Annotated in this window: 17 protein-coding genes; 8 read left to right on the forward strand and 9 right to left on the reverse strand. The window is 70.3% G+C overall.

What is annotated here, in order from left to right; genetic code table 11:
- Positions 1-76 precede the first annotated feature (76 nt).
- The 4 genes from IF37_RS0112365 (at position 77) to IF37_RS0112380 (ending at position 6615) form a co-directional block, all read left to right on the forward strand.
- Positions 77-646 (forward strand): class F sortase, encoded by a 570-nt coding sequence (locus IF37_RS0112365; protein ID WP_173456780.1) that lies wholly within the window; start codon positions 77-79, stop codon positions 644-646.
- Between the two features lie 682 nt (positions 647-1328).
- Entirely contained in the window at positions 1329-3701 is a 2373-nt protein-coding gene (locus IF37_RS0112370; RefSeq protein WP_079165701.1) for a BTAD domain-containing putative transcriptional regulator, read from the forward strand.
- Between the two features lie 180 nt (positions 3702-3881).
- The gene (locus tag IF37_RS0112375; protein ID WP_030740626.1) at positions 3882-5252 is read left to right on the forward strand and encodes an aspartate aminotransferase family protein; all 1371 of its coding nucleotides are present in this window, start codon (positions 3882-3884) and stop codon (positions 5250-5252) included.
- Between the two features lie 163 nt (positions 5253-5415).
- The gene (locus tag IF37_RS0112380; RefSeq protein WP_030740628.1) at positions 5416-6615 is read left to right on the forward strand and encodes a cytochrome P450; all 1200 of its coding nucleotides are present in this window, start codon (positions 5416-5418) and stop codon (positions 6613-6615) included.
- A 76-nt stretch (positions 6616-6691) separates the two neighbouring features.
- Here the strand turns inward: IF37_RS0112380 and IF37_RS0112385 are convergent, their stop codons facing one another.
- The gene (locus IF37_RS0112385; protein WP_030740631.1) at positions 6692-7948 is read right to left on the reverse strand and encodes an ATP-grasp domain-containing protein; all 1257 of its coding nucleotides are present in this window, start codon (positions 7946-7948) and stop codon (positions 6692-6694) included.
- A gap of 254 nt (positions 7949-8202) precedes the next feature.
- On the opposite strand from IF37_RS0112385, the gene IF37_RS0112390 reads away from it, so the two are divergent.
- Together IF37_RS0112390 and IF37_RS0112395 are read left to right on the forward strand one after the other, a co-directional pair.
- Entirely contained in the window at positions 8203-9399 is a 1197-nt protein-coding gene (locus tag IF37_RS0112390; protein ID WP_030740633.1) for a macrolide family glycosyltransferase, read from the forward strand.
- Positions 9400-9536: 137 nt separating this feature from the next.
- Complete coding sequence (locus IF37_RS0112395) at positions 9537-9998, forward strand: cysteine dioxygenase family protein (RefSeq protein ID WP_253915744.1); 462 nt, start codon at positions 9537-9539, stop codon at positions 9996-9998.
- Positions 9999-10090: 92 nt separating this feature from the next.
- Here IF37_RS0112395 and argJ read toward each other — a convergent pair whose 3' ends face one another.
- The 5 genes from argJ to IF37_RS0112420 form a co-directional block, all read right to left on the reverse strand.
- The gene (gene argJ, locus IF37_RS0112400; RefSeq protein ID WP_030740639.1) at positions 10091-11269 is read right to left on the reverse strand and encodes a bifunctional glutamate N-acetyltransferase/amino-acid acetyltransferase ArgJ; all 1179 of its coding nucleotides are present in this window, start codon (positions 11267-11269) and stop codon (positions 10091-10093) included.
- Positions 11270-11567: 298 nt separating this feature from the next.
- Positions 11568-12542, reverse strand: a complete 975-nt coding sequence (cs1, locus tag IF37_RS0112405) for a clavaminate synthase Cs1 (protein ID WP_030740642.1) — start codon at positions 12540-12542, stop codon at positions 11568-11570.
- Positions 12539-13489: an agmatinase gene (speB, locus tag IF37_RS0112410; RefSeq protein WP_030740645.1), complete on the reverse strand. Its 951-nt coding sequence runs from the start codon at positions 13487-13489 to the stop codon at positions 12539-12541. Before speB ends, cs1 begins: the two co-directional genes overlap by 4 nt.
- A 60-nt stretch (positions 13490-13549) precedes the next feature.
- Positions 13550-15046: an asparagine synthase-related protein gene (locus IF37_RS0112415; RefSeq protein WP_367647060.1), complete on the reverse strand. Its 1497-nt coding sequence runs from the start codon at positions 15044-15046 to the stop codon at positions 13550-13552.
- 13 nt (positions 15047-15059) lie between these two features.
- Positions 15060-16772, reverse strand: coding sequence for a thiamine pyrophosphate-binding protein (locus IF37_RS0112420; protein ID WP_030740651.1), 1713 nt, complete (start codon positions 16770-16772; stop codon positions 15060-15062).
- Between the two features lie 383 nt (positions 16773-17155).
- Here IF37_RS0112420 and IF37_RS0112425 point away from each other — a divergent pair, with 383 nt between their 5' ends.
- Both IF37_RS0112425 and IF37_RS0112430 read left to right on the forward strand, forming a co-directional pair.
- Positions 17156-17668, forward strand: a complete 513-nt coding sequence (locus tag IF37_RS0112425; protein WP_030740654.1) for a GNAT family N-acetyltransferase — start codon at positions 17156-17158, stop codon at positions 17666-17668.
- A 262-nt stretch (positions 17669-17930) separates the two neighbouring features.
- A complete protein-coding gene (locus tag IF37_RS0112430; protein ID WP_079165702.1) occupies positions 17931-19070 on the forward strand; it encodes an alpha/beta hydrolase in 1140 nt (379 codons plus the stop codon).
- A 156-nt stretch (positions 19071-19226) separates the two neighbouring features.
- Here IF37_RS0112430 and IF37_RS0112435 read toward each other — a convergent pair whose 3' ends face one another.
- The 3 genes from IF37_RS0112435 to IF37_RS0112445 are packed head-to-tail and all read right to left on the reverse strand — an operon-like array spanning position 19227 to position 25848.
- On the reverse strand, positions 19227-20390 hold the full coding sequence (locus IF37_RS0112435; RefSeq protein ID WP_030740661.1) for a macrolide family glycosyltransferase: 1164 nt from the start codon (positions 20388-20390) through the stop codon (positions 19227-19229).
- A complete protein-coding gene (locus tag IF37_RS46595; protein WP_158727333.1) occupies positions 20390-22642 on the reverse strand; it encodes a cytochrome P450 in 2253 nt (750 codons plus the stop codon). Before IF37_RS46595 ends, IF37_RS0112435 begins: the two co-directional genes overlap by 1 nt.
- The gene (locus IF37_RS0112445) at positions 22639-25848 is read right to left on the reverse strand and encodes a type I polyketide synthase (protein WP_052845136.1); all 3210 of its coding nucleotides are present in this window, start codon (positions 25846-25848) and stop codon (positions 22639-22641) included. The genes IF37_RS46595 and IF37_RS0112445 overlap by 4 nt, the downstream gene beginning before the upstream one ends.
- Between the last annotated feature and the right edge of the window lie 45 nt (positions 25849-25893).

Raw genomic sequence — 25893 nt, forward strand, 5'->3', positions numbered from 1 at the left:
ACCCGGACACGACATGAGCGTCCTCCGAGAGCCGCTCGTCCACGCGATCCTCACGGCCTGCGTGATGACGGCAGGTATGGTTCCGCTGGTCGGCGGTGGGCACGGCGGGCAGCCACCACGGCCGTCGGCGGCCCAGGCCCTCGCCGCCTCCGCGGGTGCCGCACGCCCCACGGTGCATCCGCTGCCCCCCGCGGACCCGGTCCGCATCCGGATCGCCGCCATCGGCGTGAACGCCCCGATGACACCGGTGGGCCTCGATGCGGCAGGTGCGCTACGGACGCCGCCGGACGACGAACCCGACCTCGCCGGCTGGTACGGCGACGGCACGCCTCCCGGCTCGGCGGGAACCGCCATCGCCACCGGGCACGTGGACACACCCGCAGGCAGCCCCGGCGTCTTCTACGACCTCGGTTCCCTGCCCAAGGGCGCCACCATCGAGATCGACCGCGCGGACCGACGGACAGCGGTGTTCACCGTCCGCGCCGTCGAGCTCTACGACAGGCAGCGGTTCCCCAGCGAGAAGGTCTACGGCAGTTCCGGCCGGCCCGAACTCCGGCTGATCACCTGCGGCGGCGGCTACGGCGAACGCACCGGCTATCTGGCCGACGTCGTCGTCTACGCGACACTGACGGCGGTGACCACCTGAACCGGCCCCCCTGGGCCCGGTGTCGTCCAGGACAGGCCCGGACGAGGTCTCGCGGGACTCACGGGCAGCCCCGTGCCAATCTCACCCATATTTCCAAAAGCCCTTGTCCAGGCTTTGAAGGTGCTATTCACACAACGCGTCCGTTCGGCTCTGCCACTGCGGGCAAGCACCACCTGCGGCTATCGCCGGTCTATGCAGATGCATAAGCGTCTTCATGGTGTGATCTAGATCACTACTGTTGTGTGCATGTCGCCGAGGGGAGCTGGAAAAAATAAGGAAGCAAGACTTCCGCATGTTTCATTTTCCGATTCCCAGGGCCGACCGGTAACCTCGCCGCGAAAAGGGCTCTTTGTCTGGCGCTCCCAACGGGTGGAACTGCAAATCTCGAATCGTGACGGCTACGCAAGCCGAGTGCCGTCGGTAACCTTGGCCGACTTGGGCGAACTCTCCATTTGTAGTGAAGTAACGTTAATTCATGCGATGAAGCCGCACCGCCCGCCACCCCCTCGGACATGTGGGGATTCTTCGCCTGAATTGTTCGGCAAATGAGGCGAATGCGTAAGGGACGAGTTGGAATGAGCAGACTCATCTACGTCACCACGTCGGCCCTGTGGGCTGCAATACGGCCGCTGAGCGGCTCGGCGTGCCGACTGCCGTGTCCGGTCGACGCAGGGCTTGACTGATGGCGTCGGCGGCTGCCATTCGGGTCTTCGGACCCCTCTCCGTTCTGCTCAACGGACGTCACGTGGATCTGGGCCCCCCGAGGCAGCGTGCCGTGTTGGCGGTACTGCTGACCGCGATCGGCCGCGTGGTGCCGGTGCAGACCATCATGGACGGCTTGTGGGGCAGCGAACCGCCCGAGCAGGCGTTGGCGTCTCTGCACTCCTATGTGTCGAGGCTTCGCAAGCCGATATCGTCATGGCCCTTACCAGACGGTGCGCGGCTTGAGATTCAGTACAGGTCTCCCGGCTACTTGCTCGTGGCCCCGCCGGACGAGATCGACACGGCTCGGTTCGAGCACCTGGTGCACGAGGGGCTGGAAGCTGCCCGCGGCGCGAATCAGGCGCAGGCTTTCAGCGTCCTGGGATCCGCACTCGAATTCTGGACCGCTCCCCCCTTCGAGGAGTTCGCCGAATACTCGTTCGCGAGTCAGGAGGTACTCCGCTTACAGAAAATCCGTCTTACCGCCATCGAACAGCGGGCGGAAGCCGCGTTCGCCTTGGGGCGCGACGCCGACGTGTTGCCCGAACTGGAAAGCGAGGTCGACCGGAACCCGTTGGAGGAACGCCTGGTGAGCCTCCTCATGCGCGCTCAGTACCGGACTGCCCGCCAGGCTGACGCGCTCCGTACCTTCGAGCGCACCCGGCACTTGCTGGCAGAGGAACTCGGTGTCGATGCCAGCCCCCAGTTGCAACGCATGCACTGCAGTATTCTGCGGCATGATCCGTCGTTGCACCTGCCGGAGGAGGAACACGCGCGGTCGAAGGCGGAGCCCGAGATCGTCACATGCGCCGCCGAGGAGTGGGAACCGGAGACGATGCCGATCGAGAGGAAGTTTCTCGGTAGGCGGAGGGAACTCCGGAGACTGCTCGCGACAGCGTCGGCCACCCGGTCAGGAAGCGGTCGCACCACGGTGGTGGTCGGAGAAGCAGGCATCGGCAAGACGGCCCTTCTGCAACGATTCACGTCGATGGTGGGAACCGTGGGCGACGTGATCACCGTACAGTGCCCCGATGCACCGGGGATGCCCCCATACTGGCCCTGGGCCCGAATCCTCCGCCAGGCACTCAGAGTACGTCCCGCCTTGACGCGATCCTTGGCGCCTGAGACGAGACGCACCCTCGCTCGACTCGTCAGGGAGTTCTGCCCGGACTCTGCCGGGACATCTCCTCCTGACAGGGATACTCCGTTCGCCTTCGCACTCCATGACGCCATCACTGAGGCGTTGGAGATCCTGAGCCACCGTCCGGTCGTCCTTGTGCTGGAGAATTTCCACTGGGCCGATACCTCGTCCTGGGACGTTCTCCGGTTCCTGGGCGGGCAGCTGACGAGGATGCGTTTGCATCTGGTGGTGTCCTTCCGTAGCTTCCTGGTCAGCCATGACCCTGTGCTGCGGGCCACCGTCGCGGCACTTCTTCAGCAGCCGGGAAGCGAACTCATCCGGCTCGAGGGGCTGGACCAGGCAGAAACCGCCGATCTGGCCGCGACCGTGTTACGCGAGAGCCGGGCGCCGGACGACGAGGTCTCGAAGGCTCTGTACGAACGTGCGGAGGGCAACCCGTACTTCATCCTTGAGCTGGCCAGGAACTTCTCACACGGAACGACCCCGGACGACGTGCCCGAGATGATCCCGGACAGTATCCGCGAGGTCATCCTCGAACGCCTCGGCGCTGTCCCGCAGGAGGTGCGCTCGGTGCTCGACATGTGCTCGGTCCTGGAAGAGGGGAGCGACCCGGCCGTGTTGGCAAGAATGGTCGGTCAGGCAGGTCTCACATCAGAGGCGCTGCGCGCTGCCCGACGTGGGGACCTGCTCCGGGTGGAGACCGGGAAACAGGAGAGCATCAGGTTCAAGCACTCGTTGGTCCGGGACGTCGTAAGGCAGGAACTGTCCGAGGAGTCGGTCGCGGAGATCCATCGGCGTGCGGTGCGGTCCCTGGTGAGCCAATCGACCGACCCGGACTCGTTCGCTGCGCCCGTGACCGCCCATGCCGGCGCGGCCTTGCACCGGCTTCCCGCGGAGAACGTGCTGGTTCCGTTGATCGCCGAAGCGGATCGTCTGGCGCAGGGTTTCGCCTACGGCGATGCCCTGAGGTGCCTCGCGCTGGCATCCTCCCTGATCGAGGACCACAGCCACGATCCCAACTACCTGGCCTTCCAGCTGGAGTTGCTCACCAGGCAAGGCGAGCTCTCCGCCGTGGTGCACGGAGCGGGCGCACCGGCGACCGTGGCTGTCCACGATCGTATCGATCACATCGTGCGGCGGTTGCACGGCCCGCTGAGGTGGCCGGTGACGATGGGTGACGGCACTGGGCAGGCCGGGGCGGACCCTCGCTGAGACAACGTTGTCTCATGACATGGCGGCCCTCTCCCCTGCCGTCGCCGTCACCGTCGCGGGCGGGCCCAGCCGGGCTGCGGGCAACGGATGGGGATCCAAGGAAGGCATCCAACGGATGACAAGGGCGGACCGGAAATCTTGGATCAGCGAAGGCAATCCGCAGAACCGAGAGGACACCGCGTGACCACCACTGACGTACCCACCTCCGCCGGCGCGACGAGGTCGGCTCGCCTCGCCGCCGAGGATGTACGGCGGATCGTCCACCCCTACACCCCCACCGACAGTACCGAGCGCTTCATCATCGAGTCGGGGTCCGGCTGCCGGGTACGGGACGTCGACGGCCGGGAGTACCTGGACGGGATCGGCGGCCTCGGGCTGTCCCAGATCGGTCACGGCCGCCGGGAGATCGCCGAAGCCGCCGCGGCACAGATCACACGGCTGGAGTTCTTCCACAGCCGTTGGAACTTCTCCAACGACCGGGCGATCGAGTTGGCGAGCAGGCTCGGTGAAATCTCACCCCCCGGACTGGACCATGTCTACTTCACCAGCGGTGGAGCGGAAGGCAACGACATCGCCCTGCGGATGGCCCGGTTCTTCCACTACCGGAACGGGGAACCGGACCGCACCTGGTTCCTCGGCCGTAATCTCGGCTATCACGGAATCACCTACGGCAGCGGCAGTGTCACGGGCTCCGCCGAATATCACGACGGGTTCGGCCCGATGCTCCCGAACGTCAAGTTCCTGACGGCGCCGTACCCCTACAAGCGGGAATTCTTCCACGGGGAAGACCCGACCGAGTTCTGTCTGCGTGAGCTTCGGGAGACCATCGAGGAGATCGGCCCCGAGCGCATCGCGGCCATGATAGGCGAGCCGATCATGGGGCCGGGGGGCGTACTGATCCCGCCGGCGGACTACTGGCCCCGCGTCGCCGAACTGCTGAAGAGCTACGGCATCCTCTTGATCTCGGACGAGATCGTCACCGGCTACGGGAGGCTGGGCAAGTGGTTCGGCGCCGAGCACGTGGGCGTCACCCCGGACATCCTCGTCACCGCCAAGGGGCTGACATCGGGATACGTTCCGCACGGGGCCGTTCTGGTCAACGACCGGGTCGCGGAGATGATCGGCAGGGATTCGGGCTTCCCGATCGGGTTCACTTACAACGGCCACCCCACTGCCTGCGCCGTCGCGTTGGCCAACCTCGACATCATCGAACGGGAGGGGCTGCTGCGCAACGCCGAGGTCGTCGGCGACTACCTGGGTGACCAGCTTCGGGCACTGCTCGATCTGCCCGCCGTCGGCGAGGTCCGGCAACTGGGGCTGATGATCGCCGTCGAGCTGGTGTCGGACAAGGAGACCCGTAAGCCGCTGGCCGGCGGTACCGGGCCGGTTGCCGACCGGATCCGGGAGGAGAGTGGGGTGCTGGTGCGTGGAAACCCCAACTCCTTCGTGCTGACTCCCCCTCTCGTGCTGACCGAAGCCGAGGCCGACGAGGCCGCGGAAGGCGTTCGGTCGGTCCTCCGTCGACTCCGGCCCGACGGAACCATCGAGTAGGTCCCGGGCCTTGAAGAAGTTCGCGGAGGGCTGCCCCGACTTGTGGCCGGGCCGGGTGCCAGAGCACGCACGGGCCGCCCTCCACCTCCCGGCCACGCTCCCCGCGGAGACGACAAGTCGTCTGTCCAGTGTCCGCCAAGGACCCCGGCCGATCATCTCTGGCATGGACACAGACCAGACCGTTCTGGAGTACCCCTTCGAACACCCGGGTTCCCTGGATCTGCACCCGCTCTACGCCGAACTCCGCGAGAACGCTCCGCTGGCCAGGGTGCGCATGCCCTACGGCGGTGAGGCATGGTTGGTCACCCGGTACGAGGACATCAAGCGGGTGCTCGCCGATCACCGGTTCAGCCGGGGGGCCACCCTCGGCAAGGATCACCCCCGCGTCCTGCAAGCCATTCCCACGGCGCGTTCGATCGTCACGGCCGATCCCCCGGAACACACCCGGCTGCGGAGCCTTGTGAGCAAGGCGTTCACCGCGGAACGCGTCGAGCGGTTGCGCGGCCGCACACAGGAGATCGCCACCCGGTTGATCGACGGGATGATCGAGCTGGGACCCCCGGTCGACCTCGTGCAGGCGTTCTCCATGCCCCTGCCCGTCACCGTCTTCTCCGCGCTGCTGGGCGTGTCGGTCGACGACCGGGACCGGTTCAATTACTGGGTCGACGCGATCAGGACGATCGGTGCCCTTCCGCCGGACGAGGTTCAGCGCGCACGCCTGGAGCTCGACCAGTACCTCGCGGAACTCGTCGCGCAACGACGCCGTCAGCCGTCGGACGACATCCTCGGCGCGTTGGTCGCGGCCCGGGACGACCAGGACCGGCTCTCCGAGGACGAGCTGATCACCTTTGGGGTCACCCTGCTCATCGCGGGCAGCGACACGACCGTCAACCAGATCGGCAACTTCGTCTACACCCTCCTGACCCGGCCCGACTCGCTCTCCCGGCTTCGCGAGGACCGAAGTCTCCTGCCCGGCGCGCTGGACGAACTGCTCCGCATGACGCCCATGGGGACCACGGCCGGGGTCGCGCGCATCGCCCGGGAGGACGTGGAGCTGTCGGGCGGCGTGGTACGCGCGGGAGAAGCGGTGTTCGTGCGCATAGCGTCCGGCAATCGTGATCGCGCGGTCTTCGAGAACCCGGACGAATTCGACATCACCCGTAGTCCGAATCCGCACATCGCCTTCGGATACGGGGTGCATTACTGCACGGGCGCCCAACTGGCCAGGATGGAGTTGGAAGTGGCGATCGGCTCCCTGCTCGATCGCCTTCCCGATCTGCGGCTGGCCGTGCCGCCCGAGGACGTGACGTGGAAGTACGACCGGCTGTTGCAAGGGCCTTGGTCCCTGCCTGTCACATGGTAGACGTGGCCGGCAGGTCATGACCTCCGTCCGAGCGGTCCCGCACCCGGTCCGGCCCTCGGCACCGGGTGCGGGACGGTCACTCGTACTCGATCCACAGCCTTCGGTCCAACTCCTCATGGAAGGCGACGGCCTCGGCGTCCGTGGGGTGGTGTGACAGCACGATCACCGGGTGGGCGGTCAGGGGAGCGGGATACGGCCGCACAAGGTCGCCCGGGCCCATCAGCCGCAGTACCCGGTCCACCCGGGGGTCGCCGTCGAGCGCGTCCAGGCCGTGCACAGCCCTGATACGTCCGGACCCGTTCAGCGGGACCTGATAGGCGGCGGCGTGACCGGAGTGAGCCGGTGATGTGTCCCAGCACCGCGGTCGCATGCCCACGGCGATCCGCAACGCCTCGGCGGCGAGGTCCACCCCGGCGCCGGCGTGCGCGAGGTGATGCAGGAAGCCACCGCCGCCGACCCGGGCGCCCATCTCCAGCACGTAGGGCTCCGTCCCCTGCCGCAGGCGCAACTCCGTGTGGGTCACACCGGTGTCGACGCCGAACGCGGCATGGGCGGCGACCACCTCGTGGGTCACCGCGGCTGCCACCTCGGGCGGCAGCGGCGCGGGGGCGCGGAAGCGGACTTCCTCGAAGTAGGGGCCCGGCAGCTCGCCCTTGGCACTGATCGCGCAGACCCGGACCTCGCCCGCGTACACCAGTGACTCGACGGAGATCTCCGGGCCGGCCACGTACTCCTCGACGAGCAACGCCTGTACGCCGTCGGTCCGCCGGCCGTAGCCGAACTCGGAGCGGCACAGCTCCCACACCCTGCCGACGACGGCCTCCAGTTCGGCCGGGTCGTCGACGCGCACCACGCCGAAACTGGAGTAACCGGCGGCGGGCTTGACGACCACCGGCATACGCAGCCCGGACGCTCGACGCCACTCCCCCGGTGCCCTCAGTTCGACGAAGTCCATGGAGCGCGATCCCGCGTCGCGCAGCCGGGTGCGCATCAGGCGCTTGTCCCGCACTGTCCGCGCGGTGGACTCGGACAGCCCTGGCAGGCCGAGTGCGCGCGCGACCCGGGACACCAGGGGGACGGCCAGTTCGCTGCACGCGAGGATGCCCTCGAACCCCTCGCGCCGGTGCAGTTCCGTCAACGCGTGGAAGGCACCGTCCGGGTCGCGTTCGGTGTCCAGGGGCAGGCAGGACACGACGCCCTCCGGCAGGGCGGCGGGCGGTGTGCCTCCCCACGGGACCAGGATCACGTCCATCCCGGCACGCGTCGCGGCCTCGAACAGCCAGGGCAGGTAGTGGCGCTGGTGCACCAGCACGATCCTGGGTCGGCGTTGCATGCGGTCCCCCTCGCAGTTCGCCGGTGCGCGGCACACCGGGGCGGAAGGTTTCCATGGTCGCCATGGTGGTGTGCGGACCGCTTGACGCCCCGCTCGCCGCCCACGGCCGGCGACGCCAGCGCATCGTCAAACGAACGGCATGCCCGCCTTGCCATATTCGGTACCGCCCGCCTGCTGTGACGCCGCACGGACTTCGTCGCACGGAGGCACCGCAGCGATCCCCTTTCCGTCCGAAGTCCCGATTGCGAGGAGAGATGAGCAAGCACTTCGCCTTTGTGGTGGTGCCCGGGCACGGCCATGTGAATCCCACGGTGCCGCTGGTGGAGAAGCTGGTGGCCCGTGGCCACCGGGTCACCTACCTCACCGCTGCCGAGCTGCTGCCCGCGGCCGTCGCCGCGGGCGCCACCCCGATGGAGAGGCCCTGGGCACTGCCCCGTCCCGCGCAGCGGGGCTACCCCTTCGCGTACTCCGTCAAGGTCTTGGTGGCGCGTCTGCGAGCCGCTCAGGAGCAGGCCGAGCTGGTGAGTCCGGCCCTCGTCTCCCGGCTCGGCCAGGACCCGCCCGACGCCGTCTGCTACGACAGCATGGACGTCCTGGGGCCGCTGCTCGCCGCGAGACTGGGCGTGCCCATGATCGCGCTGATGCCGAGCTGGGCGAACAACGAGCACTTCGACCTGCACGACCTGCTGGTGCGTGGTGGCTTGCCCGACGACAGCGGACTGAAGGAGGAGCTGGGCGAACTGCGGCTGACGCAGGCGCGGTTCCGGTCCGCCAACGGGTTGCCCGGGGCGGACGCCCCGGCACTGGCGTATGAACCGCCGTCCCCGCTGCACCTGGTGTTCGTGCCGCGGGAGTTCCAGATCGCCGGTGACACCTTCGACCACCGGTTCCGGTTCCTCGGCCCTTCCCTGGGGTCGCGGGCCGCCGATCGGGGCTGGCGGCCGCCCGCCGACGGTTCGCCGGTGCTGTTCGTGTCCCTGGGCACCGCCTTCAACGACCGGGCCGACTTCTACGCCCAGTGCATCGAAGCGTTCGGCGGCACCCGATGGCACGTGGTGATGGCCGTCGGCGAGCGGGTGGACCTCCCGCCCGCGCCTGACAACTTCGCCATCGCCGCGTACTTCCCGCAGCCGGCCGTGCTGGACGGTGCCACGGTGTTCCTCTCCCACACCGGCATGAACTCCACCCTGGAGTCGCTGTACTACGGAGTCCCGCTGGTCTCGGTCCCGCAGATGCCCGAACAGGTCGTCAACGGCGGACGCGTGGCGGAACTCGGCCTCGGTCGCCGGCTCGACCCGTCCGCGGTCACGGCCCGGTCACTGCGGCAGACCGTCGAGGAGGTGGCGGCCGACCCGGGGATCCGCGGCAACGTCACCGAGTTCGCCGCGCGGCTGCGCGCCGTCAACGGTGCCGTGCTCGGCGCCGACGCCCTGGAGGAACTGCTCCGCTGACTCCGTCGGGACCGGGACCGCACAAGGGCCATGTCGTTCGGCAACCATTGGGAAGCGGTGATGTGATGGACACGCAAGAGGCAAGGCAGAGCTATACGCGTTCACTTCGTTCCCTGGTCCGGGACACGAGAACGGCGATGCGGCGGGAGCGTGGGGACGCGCGGCAGGCGGGCGCCGTCGCGAGCGTCCTCGCCGACCACCTGGGCGATCCGGACCTTCTGTTGCCACACCAGCGACAGTCCCGTGCGGACCACTACACCCAGCACATCCTGCACGTCGACCCGGACGGCGAGTTCTCGATCCTCGCACTGGTGTGGCTGCCGGGACAACGGACACCTCTGCACGACCACATCTGCTGGTGCGTGGTCGGTGTGTACGAGGGCGTCGAGTCCGAGCACCGGTACCGGATGGTGGACGGAAAGCCCGCATTCGACGGTGTCTGCACCAACGTCGCGGGCAGCGTCTCGGTCTGCCTGCCGCCCGGTGACATACACATGGTGCTCAACGGCGGTGAGGTGCCCGCGATATCGCTGCATGTGTACCACGCCGACATCTCCCGGTACGGGTCGAGTATCCGGCGGTGCTACGACGGCGGCTGACTCGACGCCTGGTCACCGCGCGGTGCGACGGACGGCGCCGGGCACGGCAGTCCTCCTGCCGTGCCCGGCGCCGGTACGCGGTCGGCGGCGGGTCAGGTCGAGTAGTCGGCGTTCAGCCGTACGTACCCTTCGCTCAGGTCGCAGCCGTAGACGGTGAAGCTCCCGTCCTCGATGCCCAGGTCGATTCCGATGACGACCTCGTCGGCGCTCATGACCTCGGCGACGGCCGCACGGACAGCGTCGTCCGTGGCCCCGCCGCCGTCGGGCGGATACACGGCGACCTCGCCGAACCGGATGACGACCTCGTTCTGGTCGATGTCCAGGTCGTCGGAGCACTTCCCGACGGCCATGGCGACGCGTCCCCAGTTGGGGTCGCCGCCGTGCACGGCCGTCTTGACCAGTGGGGAGTTCACGACGGCCTTGCCGACACGCTTGGCCTGGGCGTCGTCCCGGGCGCCGGTGACCCGCACCTCGATGAGCTTGCTCGCTCCCTCGCCGTCGCAGGCGATCTGCTTCACCAGGGCCAGGGAGACCTCGTAGAGGGCCTCTTCGAAGTCCCGGGGATCGACGTCGCCGGCCAGTCCGTTGGCGAAGAGGGCCGCCGTGTCACTCGTGGAGGTGTCCGTGTCGATACTCACCGCGTTGAACGTGCGGTCCATGACGCGGCGGAAGATCCGCTCCTGCTCCTGCGCGTCCAGGCGGGCGTCGGTGGCGAAGAAGGTCAGCAGGGTCGCCATGTCGGGCTCGATCATGCCGACGCCCTTGGCGATCCCGACGAGCCGGGCGTCACCGACGGTGCGGTGAACGATCTTGGCATGGGTGTCGGTGGTCATGATGGCACGCGCCGCCGCCTCGAAGCCGCCTTCCCCTCCGGGCGCGGAGAGCGTCTTGAAGTGGTCGCGGATGCGGGGCATCGGGTACTGGCGGCCGATCACGCCCGTCGACGCGATCAGCAACTCGTCCTCGGGCACGGAGAGGGCCTGCGCGGCCAGGGACCGCACCTCGAGCGCGTTGCTCTCGCCCTCCGGTCCCGTGGCGACGTTCGCGTTGCGGGCCAGCACCACCACGCCCCGGGCCTGGTGGTCGGCGGCGGCCGCACGGCTCAGCACCACACTGGGGCCCGCGAACCGGGACCGGGTGAAGACCGCGCTGACCGTGGCCGGAACCCGGGACCAGAGCAGCGTCAGGTCGTCGCGTCCATCGTCCAGGAGCCCGATCGGGGCCGTGTGGACCACGAAACCCTGCGGCTCGTGGTGTTCGCTTTCCGCCATCTTGCATCTTCTCCGAGAAGGTCCGAGGGCCGGGCCGACACCATGTGCCGCGGCAGGCGACGTTCGCCCGTCAAGGAGCGGCGTCCGGTACGGCGAGAGTGCGTGCAGGGCGTCGCTACGGGGCGGACGTTGCCTGTTGCGGCATGTGTACCGCGGTATCGTATCCCGTCTCCGCCAAGGCGTTCGGTGTGCAACCGGAGTGGCCGGGTGCGTGCCGCGGCCGCCGCCGCCGACCGGTCCGCACGAAGACGGCGGTCCCGGCCGGCGGAGCGGGCGCGGGTCCCTCGCACCGCGACGCTCAGGAGCGCGGTGTGAAGGACACGACGTCGCCGGCGCGCTCACCGCCGGAGAGCTGGCCCTCCCGCGGGGTGCGGATGTAGACCCGGTGCAGCCAGCGGTCGGCTCCGTCCCAGCGCGGCGTGAAGGGCGTCCGCGCGTGCGTCGTACGGAAGTTGTCGAGGATCAGCAGGTCACCGGGGACGAGGCGGACCGGCTCGGTGACCTCGTCGAGTGCCTTCGACAGTACCCCGACGGCCTCGACGTCCTCCGGGTCGGCGGGGGCGAGCAGTTCCCGGTCGTAGCCGAGGAAGGGGTCCGTGACATCGCCGTAGAGGGGCTTGACCCCGGCTATGGCGCCGGGGTCCGCGACCCCGCCGCGGAAGGCCACGTCGACGCGGCACGGGAGGGGGCGGTCCCACAGCCGGTTCCGGTACTTCTCGGAGACCAGGGGCAGGGCTTTGCGGATCGAGGCCACCAGAGTGGCCGCCCTGCGCTCGTGGTCGGCACGTGAGCACGCCAGCAGCACATAGTTGGGTTGCAGGACGTGATAGGCCATCTCCGTGTGGAACTCCAGCAGCGTCTCCGAGGTCTCCGACGACAGATGATGCGCGTTCGGAGAGGGGTAGACGTCATGGAAGACGGTGCCGGCGCGCAACTCCTTGTAGCCGGTGTGGAGGCCGAGCCGACGGCCGATGATCGCCAGCATCGCCTCCATGCGCAGCAGGGGGCGGTCCAGCGGTGCGGGCGTCGATGTCGGCGTCGGGGGCAGGTCGTCCTCGGCGTCCACGGGCAGACCGCGCAGGCCGAGGAACCCGTCCTGGTTCCCGGACGCGTTGAACTCGTCGAGGAGGGTGCCGAGTCCGGTGGGGAGTTCGGCGGCCAGTTCGCTCGCCCTCTCCAGGAACCCGTGCAGGTCGCGGCGGGGGATGTCGGGCAACCGGGCGGTGAGCGCGATCAGTTGGCTCGCGAAGCCGGTGCAGTCCACGACGGTCACAGCGTCTTCCTTTCCTCGGTGCGGTAACGGGCGTACTGGTACAGGAGCTCTGCGCCGATCTCGGTGGCGAGGATGGAGGTGATGCCTCCGTGGTCGTACGGCGGGGACACCTCCATGACGTCGAAGCCGACGGGCCTGAGGTCTCCCACGCAGCGCAGCAGTGCGAGGACCTCCCGTGAGGAGGGGCCGCCCGGCGCCGGTGTTCCGGTGCCCGGGGCGAACGCCGGGTCCACGACGTCGATGTCCACCGATACGTAGACCGGGGTGTCCGCGATGGTGTCGCGGACCAGGCGCGAGGTGCCGGACGGGCCGAGTTCGCAGAACTCGTCGGAGGTGACCACGCGCACGCCTCGCCCACGGGCGTAGTCGAGCGAGTCCGGCCGGGGGTTGTGGCCCCGGATGCCGATCTGGAGTGTCCGCCGGGGGTCGATGAGCTTCTCCTCGATGGCGTGGCGGAACGGTGTGCCGTGGTGGTATTCGCCGCCGTAGAAGGCGGGGTTGGTGTCGGAGTGTGCGTCCAGGTGGAGTACCGCGAGGGGTCCGTGCTTCCGGGACACGGCCCGGAGGGCGGCGAGGGTGAGGGAGTGGTCGCCGCCGAGCATGAGGAACGCGGCGTTCTCCTCGAGCAGGCTCTGGAGATGCCGCTGGGCGGTCTCCATCGCGATGTGCATGTTGAACGGGGTGAGGTTCACGTCCCCGGCGTCGACGCAGGTGATCAGGTCGAAGGTGCCGGGACCGCGGTCGATGCCGACCCCGTGGATCAGGCCGGACTCGTTGCGGATGGCCCTCGGACCGAAGCGGGCGCCCGGGCGGTAGCTGGTGCCGCCGTCGTAGGGAGCACCGATGACCACGACGTCGTGACCGCTGGGCGAGGGGTCGTGCGGCAAGCGCATGAAGGTGGGGATCTGGGCGTACCGGGGTGTGACATTGCTGTCGATGCGTTCCACCGGTCTGCGCACCTCTCTCGTCTGCACGGATGGGTTCGCGGCGCTTGACGCGCGAGGGTTTCAGGTGGCTGGTCGGGCCGCGGCGACGCGCCGTACGACATCGGTGATGTCCACCTCGTCCGGATCACGGCCGTCGACGACGACCGCGCGGAACACCTCCTCCGTGACCTGCCGTTTGGCGGCGGGCACCCGCTGCTCGGGCACTTCCAGGTCGAGCAGGAGCCGGCTGAAGTACGAGGTGGTACCGGAGCCCTCGTGCACCCCGAGCTTGGGGCGCAGCACCGTCTCGCGTGGCAGTACGTCGCACATGGCCGCGCGCAGGGCCCACTTGTCCTGGCCGTGGCGGCGCTTGAGACCTGCCTCCAGGGGCACCAGCACGTCCAGGACGTCTCGGTCCCAGAAGGGATGGGTCGTCCAGTGCCCGCTGATCCCGGAGAGCACGGGTGTCATCTCGTTGAGCCCGTCGAAGGTGTCCATGTCGTGCGCCACCGCGGAGTCCAACTGCGGCAGGCGGCTCTCGCGGTGCATGCCACCCAGCGGGATGTCGGCTCCGTAGCCGGTGAGGATGCGCCGTCCGGTGCCGCTCAGTTCCCTGTAGAGGGCGGTCAAGGGCAGCAGGTACTCGATGATGTCGGGATCCCCGCACTCGGCGGCCCCCACCGCGTGCGGAAGGCGCCGGATGAGCCGGTCCGTCGGGATGGTGATCTCCTGGTGGGTCGAGCCGAGGTGCTCGGCCACCGCGCGGGCCTGGGGGAACTCGTCGGACTCCGTGGTGCCCATCGACACAGTGTCGATCTTGGTCGGGGACGCGTCGGCGGCCAGAGCGGCGACGCTGGAGGAGTCGATGCCCCCGGAGATCACCACCAGGGGCGTTCCGTCACCGAGCCGGGCTCGCACGGCGCGTCGCAGTGCCTCGCGGACGGCATCGACGGCTCGGCTCTCCGACATCACCCGGCGGTGCACCGGAGGCGTCCAGGTACGGTGCGGCCGGACCGCGCCGGAGACCACGTTCACCTCCAGCACGGAACCGGCCGTCACCTGGTGGACGCCGTCCAGCCCGGCGACGGGACGGCTCCCGGGCAGGAGCAGGCCGGGTCCGGCGTTCCTGAGCGCCTTGGCCTCGGTGCCGGCGCACACACGGCCCGGTGCCACGGTCGCGTACAGCGGGACCGTACCGGCGTGGTCCGTCGCCAGTACGGCCCGGTCGCCGTCCAGGACGAAGGCCGCGAACCGTCCGTTGACCAGACGGAAGGCGTGCAGGTCGTAGACCTCGAAGAGGGCCAGGATCAGCTCCGCGTCGGAGGCGGGAGAGTCGTCCGTCACCAACGGGCGCAGTTCCGCGCCGTTGTAGATCTCTCCCGCCAGTACCGTCACCTTCCCCCCGCGGCGGGCCACAGCGCCGTCTGGCGCACCGAGATGCAGCAGGGCGGTCCACAGCGCGACGCCGTCCGTCCGTTCCGACAGCTCCGTCGTCGGACCCGACCCGGCGAAGCGCGGCGCGGGCGGACGGTCCGCGTCCCGGCCGGCGACGATTCGGAACCCTGTGGCAGCAGGCATGAAGTGAGTCATGTCAGATGCTCAGGGCTCCGAAGCCGCCGGTGGAGAAGTCGTAGTTCACCGGCACCTCGATCAGGAACGGCCGGCCCAGTCCCGCGCCTTTGCGCAGGGCCGCGAGCAGTTCCTCGCGGTTGGCCGCCTTCACGGCCTCCACTCCGTTGGCGGCCGCGAGCTGGGTGAAGTCCACTCCGGTGAACTTGACCGCGGGGTCGTAGGAGCGCTGATGGCCCAGGTTCTGGTACAGCTCGATGAGCCCGTTGGTGTCATTGTTGACGACGACGGTGACGATCGGCAGGTTGAGCCGCGCGATGGTCTCCAGGTCGGCGCTGTTGGAGTGGAAGCCGCCGTCTCCCGCGATCAGGAACGTCGGCTGTCCCGGACGGGCCAACTGTGCGCCGATCGCGGCCGGGATGCCGTAGCCGAAGCTGGAGCAGCCGGCCGAGGTGAGGAATCCGAAGGGCTGGTCCGCCCGGGCGAAGAGCACGCCGTAGTGCCGGAAGAACCCGATGTCCGAGACGATCGTGCCCTCGCCCGGGCCGGCCGTCTCGGCCATGACCGTGTTCATGCAGTCGACCACCTGATGCACCCGCATGCCGTTCGGGTAGTCCCGGGGGTCGGCCAGGAACGTGGCGATCCGGTCCCGTAGCGCGGAGATGTCGTGCGGGGTCTTCGCCGCGATGTCGTCCTTGTCCGCCAGGTACTCGACGAATGCCCGCACGTCCGTGACGACGTCGACGTCGGGCCGGTACACGCGAGGAACCGGATTCGGGACGGGTGCCACGCGGACCGTCCGCTTCGGGCCGCCGCGCGTCCACATCGAGGGCCGCAGGTCCTCGGCGTAGTCGTAGCCGAGCGTGATGACGAGGTCGGCGGGTCCGAACAGGGTCTCCAGCGCGGGGAACGACAGGATGCCGTCCATGTAGCCGGTGACCGCGCCGTAGTTCAGCTCGTGGTCCTGGGGCAGGACGCCCTTGGCGATGTAGGTGGTCACCACGGGGATGCGCAGTCGCTCGGCCAGCGCGCGGACGGCGGGCACCGCCCCGGAGCGGATGGCGGAGGCGCCGACCACCAGTACAGGGTGCTGTGCGGCGGCGAGCAGGCCGGACGCCTCTTCCGCGGCCGCCTGCCACCCGTCCTGCACCGTCCCGACGGGTTTGTCCGGCGTCCGGGCCTTCGGGAGGGTCACGGAGGTGTCGATGTCGGCGGCCAGCAGGTCAACGGGGAGGGATATGAAACTGGGTCCCACGGGTTCGGTCATGGCCGCGGAGACCGCGGAGTCGACGAGGTCCGTGATGTCGTCCGGACGCTGGAGCTCGACGGAGTACTTGGTGATGGGCCGCATCAACGACACCAGGTCCAGGCACTGGTGCGTGTCGTTGGGGAAGATGTCGTACGACTCCGACTGCGCGGCCAGGGCCACGACGGGGGACCGGTCGAGCACGGAGGTGGCGACCCCGGTCGACAGGTTCGTCATGCCGGGGCCGAGGGTGGCCCAACACGCTTGTGGCCGGCCGGTGATCCTGGCCAGTACGTCCGCGGCGACTCCCGCGGTGAACTCGTGCCGGGTCAGCACGAAGTCGATGCCCTCGACCTCGTCGAAGAGAATCGACGCCGCCTCCCGGCCGACCACGCCGAACACGGTCGCGATCCCGTGATCGCGTAGCCGGCGGAGGAGCGCGTGGGCGGTGGTGTCGTTGGCTCCGGGAGTCTTCGATATCCGTGACATGGGGGCTCCTCGTCAGTACGAACGAGATCGTTTACGGAAGCGACGGTTCGCTCGCCACAGGCGACTCTGCAAGGTTTACCTTGCAACCAATTGGAAGAGCCCTTGCAGAAGTCCTGCGGCCTCTTCCGGAGGCGTCAAGAAGTGCTGACGAGAGCCGCTGACATGTGGCTGTCGGACGGGATGTCCTGCCCGGCCGGGCCACGGCGGCGACCGTGTGCGCTCGCAGTGATTCATCCAGTTGGCTGCAAGGGCGGTCCCGCAAAGTCGTCGCGGCATGCGTTTCCGCACCGCAAGCGCCCGGACACCACCCGGCAGCCGCCGACTCACCGGCGGTGCCGGCGCGAGGGTGCTGTTGCGTGCTCTCGGCGAGGACGGTGACTCAGATGTCGGTTTCAGTCGTGCGACTCGAGCGGTACACCCGAGCGGATCGTGACGAGATCACCGGTGGCGATCCCGATCCCGCCGGGGTCGCCCCGATGGGACTTGCCTGGCGCGCCATCGAAGTCGACTTCGGGGTCAGGGACGAGGGTCGTCTCGTGGGGCACGCCGGGATGGTGCCGGTGTCCCTCTCGGTGGGCGGCGTCACCCTCCGGATGGCCGGCCTCGGTGGTGTGGTCGTGGCGCCGGGCCTGCGGAGGAAGGGCCTGGCGCGGCGCGTGGTGACGGCCGTCATGGACCATGCCCGAGGACTCGGCCTGGAGTTCGGGATACTCTTCTGCCGCCCGCACGTGGTGCCGTTCTACGAGCGCCTGGGATGGCGCGTGGTGCGTGACGAGGTGCTGATCGAGCAGCCGGACGGCCTCCTCCGCATGCCGCTGGAGACGATGTGGACGCCACTGGCCGACGGCGCGGAACTGCCCCGTGGTCAGGTGCGTTTCCTCTCCCTTCCCATGTGAGGGACCGGTGCGGCAGGGCAGTCCGTCAGCCGGCCCGGCGCGGCTCGCGCAGCTCGCGCGCAGTACCGCGCAGGCGGGGACCCCGCCGATGAGCAGCAGGGTCAGCGACATGAACCGGGACGTGAAGGCTTAAACCGGTTCGTGCCGGTTGTCACTCCGACGGCAGGCTCCGATCACCCGAACGGCACCGCCGCCGGGCGCCGGGTGGAGCCGCCCGCAACGGTATGCGGAGGGGGGAAAGTTCACCCAAAAGGAGAAGTTGATGCGTGCAACCGACGGACACGTTCGTCGCAGGACCCTGTCCGCCGTGGCGGCGACCGTGGCCGCAGGCGCGGTCCTGGCGGGCTTCTGCGCCGCGCCCGGCGCCGCGTCCGCACTTCCGGCGTCACTCGTCACCGGCGGCGGGACGGCCGACGGCGACACGTCCAACGGCAACGTCCCCTGCGGGATGCCGTCGGTCTCGCTCGACCGCATCACCCAGTCCTTCCTCAACCAACTCGCCCACCAGGACGGCAAACCTCTGTTCGAACAGACGCCCCAACAGGCCCGGAAGGTCCTCGACAAGCTCCAGGCCGGACCCGTGCCCGAACTCCCCGCCGACATCACCGAGAAGACCATCACCGGCGGGCCCACCGGGCAGGTGTCCCTGCGCATCGTCCGTCCCGCCGGAGTCAAGGGAACGCTTCCCGGCCTCGTCTACATCCACGGCGGCGGGTGGGTGCTGGGCAACGCGAAGACCCACGACCGGCTGGTGCGCCAGCTCGCGAACGGAGCCCGCGCGGCGGTCGTCTTCGTCAACTACACGCCCTCCCCCGAAGCCCGCTTCCCCGTCGCCATCGAGCAGGCGTACGCCGCCTCCAAGTGGGTGGCCCAGCACGGCAAGGAGATCGGCATCGACGGCAACCGCCTGGCCGTCGGCGGCGACTCCGTGGGCGGCGACATGACTGCGGCCGTCACCATGATGGCCAAGCAGCGCGGCGGAGTGACCTTCCGCCGGCAGGTCCTGCTGTACCCCGTCACCGACGCGAACTTCGATACCACCTCCTACAAGCGGTTCCAGGAGAACTGCTGGCTCACCCGCGCCAACATGAAGTGGTTCTGGGACAAGTACGCCCCCGACGCCGCCGACCGCGACAACCCGCTGGCCTCGCCCAACAAGGCCACCACCGCACAACTGCGCGGCCTGCCCCCCGCGCTCGTCGTCACCGACTCCGACGTCCTGCTCGACGGAGCCAAGACCTACATCGGCAAGCTGCGTGCCGCGGGTGTCAGCGTCCAGCACCACCACTACCCGCACACCGTGCACGACTTCATGATGCTCAACGCGCTGCGCGACACGCCGTCCGCCAAGGACGCCGTAGCCAGGACCACCGCCGCCCTCCGTCAGGCGCTGAACAGCTGACGGACGGTCCTGCGCCCGGCCGGAGGCGTCACCGTGCCTCCGGCCGGGCACGGCTCGCACCGGTGCCGCCGCAACCGCCGCCGGCCGACCGGAACCCTCCGGAGCCCTCGGTCCGGCACCGGCGGTCGCCGGTCGCCGCGACGTGGAGTCCGGCCGCTACCGCGTCAGCAGCTTCTCCAGGACGTCCGCCCCCTTTGCCGCGCCGCCCGCCCCGCGCACGATCCGGCTCAGGGCAGCCGCCCGGGGGCGGCAGGACCGGACGTCCCGGACGGCGTCGTACAGGCCCTGCACGGTCGGCTCGGCGAGCGTCCTGCCGACCCGCAGCTCCTCCGCCCGCCGGGCCACCGCCCGCTGTTCCGGGATCTGCGGCACCGCCACGAAGGGCACCCCGTGGTAGAGGGACTCCATCGCCGAGTTCATCCCGGCGTGGCTCAGGAACACCTCGGTGTGCCGCAGCACCGCCACCTGCGGCACGTGCGCGTGCACCTCGACGTTCGCCGGGATCGGGCCCAGCGACTCCTGGTCCAGCCCGCCCACCGCCATGACGACCTGCCAGTCGCTGTCCCCGAACGCCTCGATGCAGGTCCGGTAGAACTCGGGCCGGTCGTTGAAGACGGTTCCCAGCGATATCAGCAGCACCGGGGCCCGCGACCGGGGGCTCCACTCCTCAGCGGTCTGCCGGCTGCTCAGCGACGGCCCGACGAAGTGGAAACGCTCGTCGAAGGTCTCCCCCGACATCTGGAACTCGCGGGGGATGAACACCAGGCTGGTCGGGGCCACGTAGCCGAACATCAGGTTCGGGTCCTCGAGGAAGGTGTGGCCCTGCGCGAACTTCCCCATGTCCTGGATCGCGGCCACCAACCGGGGGTTGGTGTGGTCGAAGCCGGCCGGTAAGTACACCTGCGCCGCCGAGAAGGACTCGTTCTCCGCGAAGGTCGGCACCAGGGAGATCTCCCGCACCCCGAGCAGGTTCGCCAGCATCCTCCCGGTGAAGGTCACCGAGTCGTAGCACACCGCGTCCGGCGGGTCGGCCGAGAAGTGCTCGGCCAGGACGGGGAAGGAGGCACGCGCGTCGTCGAGGTAGTACTCCATCGTCACGGCGAGCTGTTCCGCCGTGAACTCGCCCCGCGCCGCCATGCCGGGCGGCAGCCGCGAGGGCAGCGTCACCGGCGACGCCCCGGCGGCGACGGGGCCGTCCATGGTGGCCGGTCCCGTGGCGTAGCTGACCCGGTGACCGCGCCGGACCAGCTCTTCGACCAGCGGCAGGGTCGGGTTCACATGCCCGGACGCGGGGGCGCTCACGAATGCGAGATGGGCCATCAGCCCTCCTCCAGGATGACCGGCAGGGTCTTGTGTCCGTTGGTGAAGAAGGAACCCAGCGGCTCGAGTCCGGACGACGGGACGGCCAGCCGAAGCCGGGGGAACCGGGAGAACAGCGCGGACAGCGCCGTCGTCGCCTCCAGCTTCGCCAGGGGGCTGCCGAGGCAGTAGTGCACGCCGTGCCCGAAGGTGAGGTGGTCGGCCCGCGACGGCCGGGTGACGGAGAAGTCCTCCGCGTCGGCCCCGTGCTGCGCCGGGTCGCGGCCGGCCCCGCCGTAGGACAGCAGGATCGCCTCGCCCTTGCGGATCCGCACGCCGTCCACGGAGATGTCCTCCACGGCGTACCGCAGCGGCAGGTTCGGCACCGGCGCCTGCCAGCGCAGGGTCTCGTCCACCACGTCCTCCCACGTGCTGGTCCCGGAGCGGACCAGGGCGAGCTGGGAGGGGTGCGTGGCCAGCGCGTGGACGGCGTGGTCGAGCAGGTTGACCGTCGTCTCGAAGCCGGCGGAGATGGTCAGCAGCAGGGTGTCCAGCAGTTCCCGCTCGGACAGTCGTGTGCCGTCCGCCTCCTGCGCGGCGATCAGGTCGCTGGTCATGTCGTCGCCGGGGTCGCGCCGTTTGGCGGCCACGAGGTCCTTGAGCAGCATGTACAGCTCGCCGGAGGCGGCCTGCACGCCCGCCGGGTCCGCGTCGAGGCTGAACACCGCGTCCACCAGCCGCCGCAGGTCCGCGCCCGTCCGCGCGGTCACCCCGAACAATCCGGTGATGACCTGGATCGGCAGCGGGAACGCGAAGCGTGCGCGCAGGTCGACCGCCTGTCCCGGCGGCACCGCGGCCAGGTCGGCGATCAGGCCGGCCGTGATCTCCTCGACGCGCGGCCGCATCGCTTCGATACGGCGCGGGGTGAACGCCTTGGCCACCAGGCTGCGCAGCCTGGTGTGGTCGTCCCCGTAGGCGGTGAACATGTTCTGCATCGCGACCCACATGATCAGCGGCCAGTCCGGCGGGATGTCGCCGTCGCGCCACAGGGGCCAGTGCTTGTTGGCGTCCTTGGAGACCTTCGGGTCGAGCAGCAGCTTCTTCGCCAGGTCGTGCCCGGTGACGGCCCAGGCCGACACGCCACCGGGCAGTTCGACGGGCGTGGCCGGGCCGCGCTCGCGCAGGGCAGCGGCCTCGCCGAAGATGTCGCCGCCCGAGGGGTCGATGACATACGCGTCGGCGGGCGGGGCCTGCGCGCGCACCGGCTCGGTGAAGGTGGTGGTCGTACGGGGCTTGGGCGGCTCGGTGACCTCCAGCAGGGAGGCGGTGAACCGCGAGCCCATGCCGAGGCCGATCGACATGATGGTGTCGCCGGGCTTGAGGGTCTCGTCGTGCAGCAGGTGGTCCATGCCGAGCAGTTGGTCGCACGGCCCGACGTGGCCGAGCTCGCGCAGCATCGGCCAGGTGGTGCGGCCCAGGTCGATGCCGAGCGGCTCCAGCACGACGACCTCCAGTTGGGCCAGGCCCAGACCGGTGACGACGAACCTGGTGATGTCGGCGACGCTGACGCCGGCCTCCTTGGCGGCCTGCTCGACCGCGGTGACCAGTGCCCCGCTCATCAGCGTCAGATACGGGGCCAGGCCGGTGACCTCGATCGGCGTACGGTTGCGGTGGCCCTCGGGGTCCGGGATCGTCGGGGTGGCGAGGACCTCCATCTGGGTCGCTGAGCTGTTGGCGGTCGCGACCAGTCGCGCCCGGCCGCCCTCGCGGTTGAGCACGGCCGCGACCGCACCGTCGGCCAGGAAGATCCCGATGGTGGGCTGCCAGCGTTCCCACCGCGGCGGCAGGAACCGGGCGGTGGCCGTGACCAGGGTCGCGGTCGCGGCCGGGTCGGCCACCAGGTGCGCGGCGGCGGACTGGAGCGCGGCCGAGCCGCCGTTGCTGGTCGCCTCGACCTCGTAGACGAGGGCGTGGCCGAGGCCGAGGACGCGCTGTAGGTGGCAGGAGGACGCCATGTGGTCCTGGTGGTCCATCTGGGCGTAGGCGGCCATGGAGATGTCGGCGCCGCTGAGGCCGGACTCGCGCAGGGCTCCGATCGCCGCGTGTACGGCCATCGCGTGCTCGGTGACGTCGTCGGAGCGGGTGAACGACACGAAGTCCGACAGCGCGAGCAGCCGCCTCATCGTCTCGGTGTCCGGCACGGCCCGCGTCGCGGGCGTGCGGGGCGGCAGATATCGCCCCGTTCCGCCGATGTAGACGTTGTCCCAGATCATGCATCGTCCTTTCCCCTGAGTGCGGACAATCCGGCCCCGTATCCGCTGAAGTCGAGGAGCCACGTGCTGATGGCCAGCGCCGTGGCCGCGGAGTGCTCCTCCAGTACGGTGAAGTGGTCACCCGAGACGGTGAGCACCTCCTGGGCGGTGGTGGACAGCCGGGGCCACGAGCGCTTCCCGGTGCCCACCAGCAGCACCGGCGCGGTGACGGGCTCCGGGGCGCCGGCCAGATCGAGGTAACGGCCCATGGCCACCAGCCGGTCGTCGTCGACCGGCTGGACCTGGTGGCCGGCGTCGAGCATGCCGGTGAGCACACCCGGCAGGTCGTCGGGGTAGCCGTCGATCAGCACCACGGCGCTGGGCCGGGCCCCCCGCCGTTCCAGTTCCCCGGCGGTCGCCAGCGCCAGCCACGCGCCCACCGAACGGCCGACCAGCACCGGCGCGGCGACGGCCGACGCGGCCTCGGCGAGGGCTTGGACCAGGGCGTCGGCGTCCGCGGGCAGCGGGTCGCCGGCGAAGCCCGGCAGGGTGAGCGCCGTGACGTCGCGGGCAGCCTCCAGCGCCGCGGCGAACCGCCCGTACTCCTCGATGCCGCCGGACGCCAGCGCGGACGGCAGGCAGACCAGCGACGGCTGGAGGAAGCCGGCCGCGAGGGCGACCGCCTCGGCCTTGGGCGCGTCGGTGGCCGGGCTCAGCCGGGACGCCGTGGCCAGCAGGTCGAGGCCGTCCTGCGCGCGGCCGACGTCGACGGCCTTGCGCAGCAGGCGCTCCATCGGCCCGGCGACCCGGTTCTCCGGCGAGCACAGCTGCCCGTAGAGGTGGTTGACGAGTTGTTCGGGCGTCGGGAAGTCGAAGACGAGGGTCGCCGGGAGCTGGAGCCCGGTGGCCGCGTTGAGCCGGTTGCGCAGCTCGATGGCGGTCAGCGAGTCGACGCCGTGGTCGCGGAACAGCTGACGCGGGTCGTCGATCCCGCCGGGGGCCATCCCGAGGATGCTCGCGCTGTGCGTGACGACCAGGTCGAGCAGCAGGGCGCGCTGCTCGGGTTCGGGCAGGGCTTCGAGCCTGGCCCGCAGGTCACCGGGGCCGGTCGCCGGGGCCGGCGCGCGCCGCGGCCGGGCGAGTCCGCGCAGCAGCGCGGGCGGGGTGTCGATCGCCGCGAGGTCGAGGCGGACCGGCACCAGCGCCGGGCGTTCGCCGGCCAGGGCGGTGTCGAACAGGTCGAGGGCCTGCTCGGTGGCGAGCGGCAGCATCCCGGTCCTCGCCAGCCGGCGGTGGTCGGCCTCGGTGAGGTTCCCGGTGATGCCGCTGGACTCGGCCCACTGGCCCCAGGCCAGGGAGGTGACCGGCAGACCGCGCGCGTGCCGGTGCTCGGCGAGCGCGTCGAGGAACGCGTTGGCGGCGGCGTAGTTGGCCTGCCCGGGGGCGCCGAACACCCCGGACGCCGAGGAGAACAGCACGAACGCCCGCAGGTCCAGGTGCTCGGTGGCCTCGTGCAGGTGCCACGCGGCATCGGCCTTCGAGCGCAGCACCGTGTCGATCTGCTCCGGTGTCATCGATCCCACCACGGCGTCGTCGACGACCCCGGCGGCGTGCACGACGACCCGCAGGTCGGGGATCGAGGCGACGAGATCGCTCAGTGCCCCGCGGTCACCGGCGTCGCAGGCGACCACGGTGAGGGCGGCGCCCAGCTCCTGCCGGAGCCCGGGCGGCTCGACGCCGCGGCGGCCGGCGAGCACCACGTGCGGGGCGCCGTGCCGCCCGACCAGGTGCCGGGCGACCAGGACGCCGAGGGTGCCGGTGCCGCCGGTGATCAGCACGGTGCCGTCCAGGGGCGCGACGTCCGGGGGCCCGGCCGGCCCGGTCGGGGCGGCCCTCACCAGCCTCGGCACGAGGGCGGTTCCGTCGCGCAACCGGATCTCGGGCTCGCCGTCGCTCACGGCGGCGCGCACCGCGGCGGGGATCGCCCGTCGTGAGGCGGCCGTGCCGTCGTGCCGGACGGTCAGGATCCGCCCGGGGTTCTCGCTGTGCGCGCTGCGCAGGAAGCCGCGGGCGGCGGCGGAGGCCAGGTCGTCGCCGGTGAGGACCACGAGCCGGGCCGGCGTGTCGGTGGCCAGGAACTCCCGGACCCTGCCGAGCAGTTCGCGGGTCACCGCGTGGGCGGCCGCGACCGGTTCGCCCTCGCCGGCGACCTCGTGGAGGACCGTCTCGGTGTCCGGCCCGTCCGGTGCCGCCATCGGGGTCCAGTCGACGGCGAACAGCGTGTTCGGCCGGCGCCCGGCCCCCGGACCCGCCGCTTCGACGGGCCGCAGGACGATCTCGTCGATGCTGACGACCGGCGTCCCGGCGGTGTCGGTGATCCGCACCGCGCAGGTGTCCGGCCCGGTCGGGTGCAGCACCACGCGGACCGTCGCGGCCGACCCGGTGACCGACACACCGGAGAACGAGAAGGGCAGTCGCGCCGGGCTGCCGCCGGCCCCGCCGTCCTCGGCCGCGACGCCGGCGAGCAGGGTCAGCGGCTGTATGGCGGCGTCCAGGAGCGCGGGATGGACGCGGTAACCGGTGAGCTGCGCGGGGTCCGCCGGGAAGCTCACCTCGGCGTGCAGGTCCTCGCCGTGCCGCCGGATGCCGGTGAGCCCCTGGAAGGTCGGCCCGTAGTCGTAGCCGGCTTCGGCGAGCCGGTCGTAGAACGAGTCGATGTCGATGGGCGCGGCCTCGTTGTCGTCCGCCCCGGGCACGGCCGCCCGGTCGGCCCGTGTCTCCCGGTCCGCCGCCGGACCGAGCACGCCGGTCGCGTGGCGGGTCCACTCGTCGGGCTCGGCGGAGGTGCGGGAGTGGACGGTGACGGGTCTGCGTCCGGTGTCGTCGGGCGCCCCCACGGTGACCTGCACGTGCACACCGTCGCGCTCGGACAGCACGAGCGGTGCCTCCAGGACCAGCTCGGACAGTACGGGGCTGGCCGTCTGCTCGCCGGCGTGGACGGCCATGTCCACGAACGCCATCGCGGGCAGCAGCGTCGAACCGAGCACGGTGTGCTCGGCCAGCCACGGGTGGACGGACGCGGAGAGCTTCCCGGTCAGCACCACGCCCTGCCCGTCGGGGAGCTTCACCAGGGACCGCAGCAGCGGGTGGTCGGGGGTGTCGAGGCCCTCCGACGGGGTGGTGGGCTGGAGCCAGTAGTGCTGGTGCTGGAAGGGATACGAGGGCACCCGCGCGCTCAACGTCCCCGCCGGTGTGGTCACGGGTGGCATCCA

The sequence above is a fragment of the Streptomyces sp. NRRL S-31 genome, from assembly GCF_000718775.1.
In the GTDB taxonomy this organism is placed as follows: domain Bacteria; phylum Actinomycetota; class Actinomycetes; order Streptomycetales; family Streptomycetaceae; genus Streptomyces.